The 10,538-nt window shown below is 50.1% G+C and carries 14 protein-coding genes; 7 read left to right on the forward strand and 7 right to left on the reverse strand.

Annotated elements, in window-relative coordinates; all coding sequences use genetic code 11:
• Positions 1-16: 16 nt before the first annotated feature.
• The 4 genes from VE954_RS33190 (at position 17) to VE954_RS44530 (ending at position 4,553) form a co-directional block, all read left to right on the forward strand.
• Positions 17-2,275 carry a TonB-dependent receptor plug domain-containing protein gene (locus VE954_RS33190; protein WP_324961128.1) on the forward strand — a complete coding sequence of 753 codons (2,259 nt, stop codon included), beginning with the start codon at positions 17-19 and terminating at the stop codon, positions 2,273-2,275.
• A complete protein-coding gene (locus tag VE954_RS33195; protein ID WP_324961130.1) occupies positions 2,275-3,063 on the forward strand; it encodes a hypothetical protein in 789 nt (262 codons plus the stop codon). Before VE954_RS33190 ends, VE954_RS33195 begins: the two co-directional genes overlap by 1 nt.
• Positions 3,064-3,154: 91 nt before the next feature.
• Positions 3,155-4,036: an Hsp33 family molecular chaperone HslO gene (locus tag VE954_RS33200; RefSeq protein WP_324961132.1), complete on the forward strand. Its 882-nt coding sequence runs from the start codon at positions 3,155-3,157 to the stop codon at positions 4,034-4,036.
• 397 nt (positions 4,037-4,433) lie between these two features.
• On the forward strand, positions 4,434-4,553 hold the full coding sequence (locus tag VE954_RS44530; RefSeq protein WP_414699051.1) for a DUF4113 domain-containing protein: 120 nt from the start codon (positions 4,434-4,436) through the stop codon (positions 4,551-4,553).
• Here the strand turns inward: VE954_RS44530 and VE954_RS33205 are convergent.
• The 3 genes from VE954_RS33205 to VE954_RS33215 are packed head-to-tail and all read right to left on the reverse strand — an operon-like array spanning position 4,516 to position 6,277.
• The gene (locus tag VE954_RS33205) at positions 4,516-4,755 is read right to left on the reverse strand and encodes a hypothetical protein (RefSeq protein WP_324961134.1); all 240 of its coding nucleotides are present in this window, start codon (positions 4,753-4,755) and stop codon (positions 4,516-4,518) included. The genes VE954_RS44530 and VE954_RS33205 overlap by 38 nt on opposite strands.
• Positions 4,752-4,940: a hypothetical protein gene (locus VE954_RS33210; RefSeq protein ID WP_324961136.1), complete on the reverse strand. Its 189-nt coding sequence runs from the start codon at positions 4,938-4,940 to the stop codon at positions 4,752-4,754. Before VE954_RS33210 ends, VE954_RS33205 begins: the two co-directional genes overlap by 4 nt.
• Positions 4,937-6,277 carry a deaminase gene (locus VE954_RS33215; protein WP_324961139.1) on the reverse strand — a complete coding sequence of 447 codons (1,341 nt, stop codon included), beginning with the start codon at positions 6,275-6,277 and terminating at the stop codon, positions 4,937-4,939. The genes VE954_RS33210 and VE954_RS33215 overlap by 4 nt, the downstream gene beginning before the upstream one ends.
• Positions 6,278-6,763: 486 nt before the next feature.
• Between VE954_RS33215 and VE954_RS33220 the strand changes: the two genes are divergently transcribed.
• Positions 6,764-7,105, forward strand: a complete 342-nt coding sequence (locus VE954_RS33220; protein ID WP_324961141.1) for a hypothetical protein — start codon at positions 6,764-6,766, stop codon at positions 7,103-7,105.
• 58 nt (positions 7,106-7,163) lie between these two features.
• Here the strand turns inward: VE954_RS33220 and VE954_RS44535 are convergent, their stop codons facing one another.
• From VE954_RS44535 to VE954_RS33230, 3 genes are all read right to left on the reverse strand, one after another.
• Positions 7,164-7,427, reverse strand: coding sequence for a phage portal protein (locus VE954_RS44535; protein ID WP_414699050.1), 264 nt, complete (start codon positions 7,425-7,427; stop codon positions 7,164-7,166).
• A gap of 117 nt (positions 7,428-7,544) precedes the next feature.
• On the reverse strand, positions 7,545-7,754 hold the full coding sequence (locus VE954_RS33225) for a hypothetical protein (protein WP_324961143.1): 210 nt from the start codon (positions 7,752-7,754) through the stop codon (positions 7,545-7,547).
• Positions 7,751-8,161 carry a terminase gpA endonuclease subunit gene (locus tag VE954_RS33230; protein ID WP_324961145.1) on the reverse strand — a complete coding sequence of 137 codons (411 nt, stop codon included), beginning with the start codon at positions 8,159-8,161 and terminating at the stop codon, positions 7,751-7,753. The genes VE954_RS33225 and VE954_RS33230 overlap by 4 nt, the downstream gene beginning before the upstream one ends.
• Before the next feature lie 423 nt (positions 8,162-8,584).
• Between VE954_RS33230 and VE954_RS33235 the strand changes: the two genes are divergently transcribed.
• Positions 8,585-9,865: a transposase gene (locus VE954_RS33235; protein WP_324961147.1), complete on the forward strand. Its 1,281-nt coding sequence runs from the start codon at positions 8,585-8,587 to the stop codon at positions 9,863-9,865.
• Positions 9,866-9,885: 20 nt separating this feature from the next.
• On the opposite strand, the gene VE954_RS33240 is transcribed toward VE954_RS33235, so the two are convergent.
• Complete coding sequence (locus VE954_RS33240; RefSeq protein ID WP_324961149.1) at positions 9,886-10,071, reverse strand: twin-arginine translocase TatA/TatE family subunit; 186 nt, start codon at positions 10,069-10,071, stop codon at positions 9,886-9,888.
• A 251-nt stretch (positions 10,072-10,322) separates the two neighbouring features.
• Here VE954_RS33240 and VE954_RS33245 point away from each other — a divergent pair.
• The coding region (locus VE954_RS33245) for an L-threonylcarbamoyladenylate synthase (RefSeq protein WP_324961151.1) at positions 10,323-10,538 on the forward strand (216 nt) is incomplete at its 3' end.

Below are 10,538 nucleotides of genomic sequence, written 5' to 3' on the forward strand. Positions count from 1 at the left end.
GCAATGAGGCGTCCTCATGTTGATGATCAGCTTAAAAAAAATGCAAAACATGACACTTCTGTGCTGCTGTGCAGCGGCGGTCCAGGCAGTGTCCCAAACTGAGGAGCCGCCACCGTCACCGGTGGTGACCACTCCCGCTCCTTCGGCGGTGACCAAAGTCCGCTTGAAGGTGATGGCCAAGGGATCCGGGCGGATTCTGAAACGAGCTGAAATTCGCGTCGGCCAGGAAATTCTGGCGACAGGACCCGACGGCACATTGGAGTTGGACGTTCCTGGCCGCGAGGGATCGATCCAGGTTTTACGTCAAGGCTACGAAGCCGTCTTTATTGATTTCAAAGATCTGCGCGGCAAGTCCAGTTATAGCGTATATTTGCCGCCTGGCAAACCCGACGACAGCGAAGTTGTGATTACGGGTCAGCGCCGTCCGGAAACCTCACGCAAAACCGTGACCGTTCAGGAAACATCGCGCATCGCGCCCGGCGGTGATCCGGCCCAGATCGCTCAGCTGCTGCCCGGTGTGCAGAGCAGTCCCGGACGTACCGAAGTCGTCATCCGCGGTTCAGGCCCGAATGATAGTCGTTACTTCGTCGATGATATTCTCGTTCCCAGTATTTTTCATCAGGTGCAGAACCTGAGTGTCGTGCCCGCGCAACAGCTGACCGATGTGGATTTTAATTCCGGCGGTTTTGGTGCGCAGTATGGGGATGCCACCGGCGGCATTATCGTGCTGCGTTCCAAGGATACCTTGCCGGAAAATCCCCGCACGGAATTTGTGGTCAACGTTCCTTTTTATTTGGGCATCTATCATGAGAGGCCCTTGGACGAAACAAGTTCGATCGCGGTCTCGGTTCGTAAAAGTACCATCGAGGCGATCCTGCCCATGGTCCTGCCTGACGACAGCGACATCACAGTGATTCCCCTGTTTGCTGACGCCTACGCCCGTTATCTAACCAAGAGCGAGACCACCAATCATAAACTGACCGTGATCGCCAGCGAGGATGGCCTGACTCTTTCCGCGCCTTTCGACTCCAGCACCGAAGTCGATGGCAAGGTGGACGTCAGCTTTAAAAATCGCTTTGCGGTGATCGGCTGGGAGCGCGACCACAATCTGGGTGAAGGCTGGCGGTATCGGACCACGCCGCAGTATGCCTACTCGCGGTTTCAAATCGGCTTTGGGGAAGACAAGGTCTATATCACCAGCAATGAAATTCAGATGCCGACCGAATTCACCAAACGGCTGGATAAAGGTCGAAATCTTTATTTAGGCTTTTCACCGCAATATACGGTCGGCAAGTTTGATATCACGGCACCGGCTTTCGCCACGGATGATCCCTACTACGATCCCGAAGATGCGCCGCGCATTTCCGCGAACTCGACCTTTTCTTTTTCAAGTTTCGCGGCGTGGAGCAGTCTTGACCTGCAGGCTGGTCCCATCGTGTACACGCCCGGCGTGCGAGTCTTCAAAACGGGATTTGTGGACGAGGTCGGCGTGGATCCAAGGCTTGCCGCTCGTTACCCCATCGATGCCAACAATACGATCAAAGCTGCGACAGGACAGTATTCCATCGCGCCTGAGCCGCAGGAAACGAACGAGGATTTTGGTGATCCCGATATCGGTTACGAGCGGGCCAATCACTACGTGCTGGGCCTTGAAACCCGATGGACCGATCGCTGGATTACCGAATTTCAAACCTTTTATAAGAAGACCTATCGCCTGGTGGTCTCGGGCGGCCCGAATAACTATCAGGATACCGGCAGCCGACGCAGTTATGGCTTCGAGGCTTTTATTCGCAGGAATCTGACCGAACAATTCTTTGGTTGGCTGGCCTACACCTGGTCGGTTTCCGAAGAAAGAAAGTCGGATGAGGACGATTGGTATACGAGTCAGTACGATCAGACTCACATTTTGAACCTGGCGGGCTCGTATAAAATCAGTGCCTATTGGGATTTGGGAACGCGACTCAAGTACAACACCCAAAGTCCTTACACGCCGGTCACGGGATCCATCTATAACAGCAACCTCGACAAGTACCAGCCCATTTATGACAACTCCAACCCGAACAGCGCGCGTGCTCCAGTCTCGCATTCGATCGCCCTCTTTGCGACCTATGATTCACTCTATGATACGTACAAGCTGAAATATCAGTTCGGCGTGGATTATCTGAGTGTGGGGCGCAGGGTGGATAGCGTGCAGTATAACTACGACTATTCGGAAAAAGAGGAAATGTCGAGTCTGCCTCCCATTCCTTATATCCAGATCAGTGGAGAATTTTGATGCGAACACTTTCTCTGATAGGGCTGATGACTCTGCTGCTGGCCTGCTCTGAACCTAAAACAAGGCCGGAAACGGCCGATAAATTAAAGCCTATCCTGGTCCTGGTGAATCCACCCCCCGGCGTGACCAACTTCGAGCAGCCATTGGATGGCGCCACACGGCCTGTGCCGGTCGCGGGTGGAACGGTGACTCTGCAATTTCATTTCATAGGACCCACGGGCATGGGAGCGCTGACGCTGACGCCGGGTGAGCCCGAGCCAAGGCCTTTGACTCTGCCCATCACCAACTGGACCGTGGCGGCTCCGGCTCCGACGGAATACCCGGGACTGCAGCACGTGACTATCGCAGCGCAGGCTAACCTGCCCACCGCGGTTGAACTCAGTGCTGCCTGGCCTGCCTTTGCCACCGAAGGGTTTGCGCGTCTGCGCTATACTTTGGTCGTGACGGATGGAACCCGGGAACTGCCTCTGGCCGGGGACTTCGTCGTGTATCGAGATACCGGTGTGGCGGGTGCGACCGAGCATCTCTTTGGTTCCAGCATCGATTATCCCGTGGCCAATGAGAATGTCAGTGAAACGAAGCTCACCATTTCGAGCAGCCTCCAGAATACCCAGGGCGAGCCTGTGAAAATCGGCTGGTATGTCAGTGCAGGCGAAATCAAAAACCGCCGGGCGGCCACGACGGAATGGGAACTCCCAGGTTCCGGAGATTACACGCTGATTTTCACGGTCCGTGGCAAGGAATCGCGCAACGGGGATCTGCAGATTCGGAAGGTAACACTGCCTTGATGGCGTGATTGGGTATCCCCCTTGCCAAGCGTCAGAAGTTCAAATAAAGAATGCCCTGCAGAATTCATTCGTTTATGCAGGGATAAAAAGCATGGCGGACCTCAAAAAGTTTCTATCCAAAGACGGTACCATACGCATCGCCACAGTTATCAGCACCGAAACTGTGAACGATGCGTTTCGTTATTTTGAAGCCTCGCCTCTGGCCAAGACTCTGATGGCCCGGGCACTTACGGGTGCGATCCTGATGGCGAGTCAAATGAAAGAGCGGCTCGGCACGGCGCTGCATTTCATTGGCGAAGGACCTCTGAAAAGCATTTTTGCTTCGGCTCAGTATGAAGGCGGAGCCAAGGTTTATTGCGAGAATCGGAGCGCGGAACTTCCCACCGGCGTCACCAATCTGGGCGCAGGTCTGGGGGCTGGACGTTTGGATGTGATTCAATCGCGACCCTTTGAACGCGAGCCCCTGCGCGGCACGGTGGAAATTTATACCGGTGAGATTGGTGATGACATCGCCTATTATCTGAATCAATCGCATCAGATTCCGGCGATTGTTTCCTTGGCCGCGCTACCTGCGGAAAAAGGCGTGGAAATCGCTGGCGGGTATTTGATCGAACTCATGCCTGGCTACACCGAGGAAACGATTCAGAAGCTGGAAAATCTGCAGCCTCTGCTCGAATCCACGGCCAAGAAACTTCAGCGAGGCGCAACTCCCGAAGACCTGATCGATATCTATCTCGACAACTTTGAGTTTGAAGAGATCACGCACCCTTATAAACCGCATTATGAATGCGGATGCAGTATCGAACGCGTGGAACGCTCTCTTGTGCTGCTGGGTCCGGGCACTTTGGATGAAATGATTGAAGAGAAGGAAACGGCGGAAATCGGCTGTGAATTCTGTGGCCGCAAATATGAATTGTCGATCGCGGAATTGCAAAAGCTTCGCGATAGTCTTGATGAAGTGCCTGTTCATTGATGAAAATCTGCCAACGGCTGTCGGCTTTCTGGATGGAATCTGAGAAGCCGGCTGGACCCGGCTTGCCTCAGTCAAACCCTCTATCGGATTGTCGGCAAATACTCCTGTCGTAATCCGTCCCGAGCCAGCGAGGAATCAGAGGGGTTTGGCTGGCGGTGAAACAGAGCTGCCGTGATCCGAGCCAAGCGAGGTGAGCGGCCTATTCCACTTCGGCTTGATTGGAGCCACACTTAGTCTGTTCACGCTTCGATTCAGGGTAGCTGGCGTTGCCAACGAGATCGATGATCTTCGATGCAAGCGGAGAGCCAGTTGAATTCCTCCCCGGCATGACCACGGCCAGGACACTTTCCAGATCCTACCAGAGCCTCCACTGATGCCGCTGATGGACCAAATGAAAATGGGCCGCGACACTGTCAAGATAGAAGCATGCCGAACGGAAATAAGCTGGGAGATGGCATCGAATTTTTACTCTTCGAATATTACGATAAGGTGGGCTGATTTGCCGAGCTTCGGCTGATTTTCCAAATATCCTGCTTGACGCTGTCAAGCTCATTTAGATGCCGAATATTGGCTGTATTTTTCTGCCATTCCAATTTGCGAGTTGGCTTTAGAACCAAAGATTCAAAGAGTCGTTGACGATCTTTCACTGTGCCGCTCTTCAGAATTCGAGCATACAAAGCCAATCTATTACGGTGATCCCAGAAAATATCGTCAGTCATTTCATATCTTCATTTCTGATCTTTTGTTCAAATGCTTCTGTATCCAAGGCTGCATCTCCTTCTGCATCTCTTATCGCTTGCAAGGTTGCACTAAACCTGAGAGGTGCTGATGTGGGGCTGTAAGAAATAACTTGGCCTTCATCACCTTTCTTTCTTTTAATAGCATCGCCGACGCCCAATTTCATAGAGAATAAATCAAGAAATCGTGTAGGAGAAATTCCGATAAAGGGCTTAAACTTCCCTGGCTTTCCTGCTCAATTGGTTTCCCCAAAACGGTAGGATTTCCACCTATTTCCAAAACTTCATCGATTAGTGCGTCTCGATGCAATGAGGATGCCATGCTTTTCGGATAAGGCTCGATGTAGAATACTTCCGTAATACCAGAAGCAATGATGTGCTTCGCGCAATTATGACACGGATAAGTTGTACAATAAAGCGATGCATTCAATGTTGAAATCCCGGTGCGAGAGCAGGCCAAAACAGCCGACATTTCTGCATGAACAGGGCGTCCATATTCAGTTATGTCGTTGATGCATGACTTCTTCATCGCGCGCTTAAATTCCTGATCATCAACATTCTCCTTTAGAAGTGGTCGCAATTTCTTCAAAGTATCGTCCAAGAGAAAGTTCAGCCGATTCTTGTTCGCATCAAATCCAAGCCAAGAATCTCGGCGATCATATTCATCGTCTGCCCAATACTGTCCGCCACCGAACCTGGGAACATCGTTTACACCAATCCCACAAATTTCTCCGCGTTGGGAAACCACAACTGCACCAACTTGTCGAGAGAGGTCGCCTGACCGGAGAGCGCTTGCTTGGGCAAGGAACATATAATATTCGGACTGGAATGGGCTAATTTTTGGTGCACCATGCAAGGCATCGAAAAATCTTTCAAGTGCCTGAATGATGCTGTTGTCATCGTCTGAACCATCAACCAAGAAGTCAGCCATCTGAAAAGTATCCCGAGTTTGCTGGCCAAAGAGGGTGGCATCGTCGGTGCTAAAAAGTTCTGAATTTGATTCATCTTGATCTCGTTCGATAAGTTTAAGAGCTTCTTCATTTTTGCTTTGTACACCGTTTGTAAGATAGCTGATTTGATTTTTAAGTTTCTCGCTGACGCCAATCAAGAAGAATAATGAGCCATATACGTTCCTCAGAAATCTGACTTCTTCCGGATGCTTTAGCTGATGAAGGACAAATACCGCTCGCTCTTCAACGCCTATTTCACGAGCGCGATTGATCTGAGCTGCGGAATATTTCGCGAGTATTGCCGCATCAGCTGCTTTGGTCCTCACCTTCGTTCCAAGAGACATTTTCTGACCCATACGAACGATCTTATCTTTGGATCCAGTTTCATTTGGAAAAATTTTCTGAACCAGATCAAGAATGTCGATGACGTTTGCTGAAATATTGAATTTTTTTAGTGATCTCTTAAGGCAGTCCTCAAATTTTTCTAAATTGGCGCCAGATGGAGCTACAAGACCGAGGACAATTTGTCTGCTCTTCTTGGATTGTGTGGCCATATGATCCTCCCATTGGAGGACTATCGTCCTTACAGGTTCAAAGCTTAGAGCACGATGGTTAAGAATTTTGGGACGACCTTCGATGACTGCAAATATTCAGGACTTGTCTCAAGTTTTCAGAGGCTTGTAATGGAGACAGTCCATTACAAAGTGCCCTAACTCGGTCTACTCGATGGGGACACTCGCGAGCCACTCTACAAACTTCGGGTTCAGAGGCTCACCAAGTAGATTGCTGAGTGGTAAGCGAGTTCCGTCCGCTGCCCGGCATTCCGCGTTTCTCGGGGATCTTATAGCCATAAGCCTTGGTAGCTGTAAAGCGCCTGTACATCCCAACCTTGCCCACGGCACTTATATTCGGAGATGTAATTCCCCCAATATTCACCTTCTCAGTACGAACGCTGAACGGCATGCACAATTTATGAAATAACCTTAAATGCAAATTCAATTGAATTAGGCAATGCGTTTCGTATTGCCAGAAAGTTAAAAATGTCAAATATTTTAATTACTTATGACATAACCTCGCATCACAGTGAGGTTAAACGCATCATGATTGAGGAACATGGGTGCCTCGATTACTTTGTTCACAAAGAAACCGCATGGAAGCTTCCGAACACGACGCTTTGGAAAGCTGGTTCTAACGCAGTCGAACTTCGGGAAAATTTGAAAAGCGCGGCGGCAAAAGCAGGCACAGAGGTTAAATCCGTTTTGTGCTTGCCTGTCGCATTCCCCAAGGGAATGTGGGCGGTGTTTGGTTCATCAGAGCCTGCCTCTGAATCTCAGAAAGTCATCTATGAGTTTCGACTGTTAGCAGAATTCCTAAAGGGCTAAGGCAAAACCCAACTTCCCTTATCATTAGGGCCAGGGTAAAGCACCCTGGCCTTTTTTATCAGGTTCCGAACCCTAAAGGGTTCAGCCGCCGAAAGTCTGAGTCGGTCGATTGGCAATGGAGCTCGTATAGCTTCTCGGCGGTCTTCTCAAATCGACGTGCTGCAGTTTCTGAGATCCCTAAAAACTGGTGGTCGAGCTTTGCCTGTGGTCGGAGTCCATCCCCGACCAAATTGCCAACTATGTTTTCCGTCGCGCCACGGGCAATTGCCTCGTTGCGGTCGAGATCCCGCGATTGTGCCCTTAGGGTCGCCAGAGAAGGCAACGGCCCGGTTAAGAGCTGGCGTGCTGCGATAGGGGCTGTTCAGCAGTCTGGCCCGAAAGATCGGAAGGCACCAGGATACCGCCCGCGGAGGATACGAATTGTCTCAAAAGGGGATTCCTAGATGGGAGTGATTGGGGTGTAGCCAGACCCGGTTTCGCGATGGATGGCCCGGATCAGCCATGCTTCGCGCTTATAGAGAGTCGCAAGATCACCTCGCCTGACCCGGCGCCGATTCCCGTTCACCTCAATTTCGCACTCAGCGCCGTTGGTTTCTATTTCATGGATGGCCCGCTGGACATTGGCAAGCTGCTCGTCATAAGACTTCAATCTGCAGCCTCCAGCCCATCGCAAATTGCGTCAATATTTCGATTCATAAACTCTCTCGCGGCATCGGCATACCGCATGCAATCGCGTGCGTGATCAGCAACCCCGGCAGTCGTTTCATAGGAAAGCTGGGTTTTACTCCCTTTTTTAACCCATTTGGCTTTTGGAGCTGTGAGTTCCTTGAAAAAGGAATCCTGAAGCCCTTTGTGAAAGTGAATCGTTCCAGGCCCACCATAGGCGAGTGCAACGCCCTTCTTCAGGGCATCCTTGATTTCAACAGCCTTCGCTACGGATTTATTAAGGGCAGAATAGAGGCGACCATGAGTGGCGAGCTTTCCAACCGGAAAAAGATGAGATTGGCCAGCGATCAGGAGTGATAAATAAAAGCAGGGTTCACAATGCGACTTCATCGCAAATTATTCTAGAAGACAAGAATAAATTAATTCTTGAAAAGATTGCGACTTTCTCCCAGCGAAAGACCTCCGTAGAAGATTGCCAAATAGAAAAAATAGGTATTGGTGCACAATTGGTACCTGCATTCCATCAGAAATTGGAGAAAAATATCGCTAAAGAATGCAGGTTTTAGGGGTGGCCACAAATATTGTCATCCAACTCAGTTATCAGTAGTCGGAAGTTTTTTAAGGGGGCCGCAGTTCGCAAACCATTTAACGCGCAGATGGTTCCGTCGGGATCAAGGCTGAGTTAAATGAGCACTGCAGTGACTAAACCAAAACAGTCCAAGAGGTTTTCGGATAGGCACTTAAGCCATAGATGCAATGATGTAGGGTATTTAAGCCTTGATTGTTTATAGCAACCAAGTGATACTTTAGGGTATGGAAACGATCAAGAGAAAAGTAACCTATCGTCTTTATCCATCTCAAAAACAGCAAAATCAGATGATCGAAACCCTGCGTCTTCATCAGAGACTTTATAACGCTGCACTTGAGCAGCGGATGGAAGCGTATTCAAGGCGTGGTATCAGCGTCACTTATAAAATGCAGGCCAAGGATCTGACTCAGCTTAGGGCAGAATTTCCCGAGTACAAGGCACTCAATGCTCAGTCCGAGCAGGTGACACTTAAAAGACTTGATAGGGCCTTTGATAACTTTTTTCAAAGAGTCAGGGAAGGCAAAGCAAAAGCGGGATTCCCGCGATTCAAATCCTTTGATCGCTTCAAAGGTTGGGGTTATGCAGCCCATGGGGATGGCTGGAAGTTTCTTCCGCGCGAAAATCAGGTCAACGGTACAATTCGAATATCCGGCATTGGTCAGCTTCAGGCCAGGGGCCGTGCCCGGTTTGTCGATGAAGAGCGTACGAGTCGAAATCCAGGCCAGCCAAAAACCATGGAAGTCATCAGAAAAAATGACAAATGGTATGCGTCGGTCACCTTCGAAACAATAAGACCGTTCCGAGCCAGTGGCGATACCGGTCTTGGTCTTGATTGGGGAACGGCGAAGTTTTTGACTGGGGTGACGGAGCAAAAGGAAGTCCTTGCTATCAGAAACCCGCGTCATTTAAAAAGGCGTGAGAAGTCACTCAAGTCAGCACAACAGGACCTTTCACGTAAGAAGACGGGCTCTAAAAATAGGCGAAAAGCCAGGAGAATCCTGGCCAATTGCCATGAGAAAATCGCCTGGAAGCGGGAGGATTTTCTGCACCAAACCAGTGCGGGAATCGTTAAAATGGCAAGACTTATTGCCACTGAAAACCTCAGTATCAAAGGCATGACCGCATCAGGCGGGGCCTACAAGAGAGGTCTTAATCGCTCCATTCTCGACTCCTCCCCTGGAAAGTTCTTCCAATTATTGGAATGCAAAGCGGCAGATGCTGGTATTCCATATATCGAAGTACCGACCAGAAAGATCAAGCCTTCACAATCATGTTCAGGCTGTGGCTTTGTCCTGAAAAAGCAGCTTTCAGAACGGGTCCACGATTGCAAGAAATGTGGCCTTGTGCTTGATCGGGATGTGAATGCGGCTCTTGTCATTTTAAATTATGCTTTGACAGGCTTTGTCACGGGTCGGGAACCGACCTCAGGTGTGGAGGAGAAGAACTCTTTTCCTGTGAAACACGAAACTCCATCCCATACCGGAGCAAGCCCGCAGGGCTTGTGAGGATTGGGTGGAGCAGTTCATTAAACTTTGCCTTCTGGCAATTTCGATTGTTCTTTAAGAGCTTCACGCTCACTGTCAGCCATGGAGCGTTTGAAGTTACGAATTCCTTCGCCCAGGTTTTGGCCGAGTTTAGGAAGTTTGCTCGTGCCGAACAGCAATACCACGACGCCAGCAATCATGCACATTTCCATAGTCCCGATAGGCATAAGTCCTCCTCAGTTCCTCAAATGAATAGCACACGTATCGGCTTTTTCACAAAAAAATTGAGTAAAAAAGCACATTTACGATTTTTTTAGGCGCGACCTTTTGGACTCAGGCAGGGGTTTTCGCTAACCTGGCTAATCCTTTGACAAAGAGAGGACGTCGGCGGGCATTCCGGTAACCGCGTCCTTGTGAATTCTTTACAGACATGGCATCTGTGAGGTTCTTTAAACGTGGAAGACCGAGGATCAACGTTATGACAGGTTCCCCTCATATCACGCAGTCCACCCAAGACGCCATTCAGGCTGCTGCCCGTGCGTTGCGTGCGGGTCAACTTGTCGGAATGCCTACAGAAACTGTCTATGGTTTGGCGGCCGCCATCGACCAGGATGCCGCCTTGGAGGCCGTTTTTGCCTACAAACAAAGGCCCTTTGAAGATCCTTTAATCGTCCATGTTCTGGCGCCAGACGAC

The organism is Oligoflexus sp. (assembly GCF_035638955.1).
Taxonomy (GTDB): domain Bacteria; phylum Bdellovibrionota_B; class Oligoflexia; order Oligoflexales; family Oligoflexaceae; genus Oligoflexus.

Excerpts from the sequence above, each read along its gene's own strand:
- VE954_RS33190 (WP_324961128.1), top strand. The coding sequence starts at position 17 with ATGTTGATGATCAGCTTAAAAAAAATGCAAAACATGACACTTCTGTGC.
- VE954_RS33195 (WP_324961130.1), top strand. The coding sequence starts at position 2,275 with ATGCGAACACTTTCTCTGATAGGGCTGATGACTCTGCTGCTGGCCTGC.
- VE954_RS33200 (WP_324961132.1), top strand. The coding sequence starts at position 3,155 with ATGGCGGACCTCAAAAAGTTTCTATCCAAAGACGGTACCATACGCATC.
- VE954_RS44530 (WP_414699051.1), top strand. The coding sequence starts at position 4,434 with ATGGGCCGCGACACTGTCAAGATAGAAGCATGCCGAACGGAAATAAGC.
- VE954_RS33205 (WP_324961134.1), bottom strand. The coding sequence starts at position 4,755 with ATGACTGACGATATTTTCTGGGATCACCGTAATAGATTGGCTTTGTAT.
- VE954_RS33210 (WP_324961136.1), bottom strand. The coding sequence starts at position 4,940 with ATGAAATTGGGCGTCGGCGATGCTATTAAAAGAAAGAAAGGTGATGAA.
- VE954_RS33215 (WP_324961139.1), bottom strand. The coding sequence starts at position 6,277 with ATGGCCACACAATCCAAGAAGAGCAGACAAATTGTCCTCGGTCTTGTA.
- VE954_RS33220 (WP_324961141.1), top strand. The coding sequence starts at position 6,764 with ATGTCAAATATTTTAATTACTTATGACATAACCTCGCATCACAGTGAG.
- VE954_RS33230 (WP_324961145.1), bottom strand. The coding sequence starts at position 8,161 with ATGAAGTCGCATTGTGAACCCTGCTTTTATTTATCACTCCTGATCGCT.
- VE954_RS33235 (WP_324961147.1), top strand. The coding sequence starts at position 8,585 with ATGGAAACGATCAAGAGAAAAGTAACCTATCGTCTTTATCCATCTCAA.
- VE954_RS33240 (WP_324961149.1), bottom strand. The coding sequence starts at position 10,071 with ATGCCTATCGGGACTATGGAAATGTGCATGATTGCTGGCGTCGTGGTA.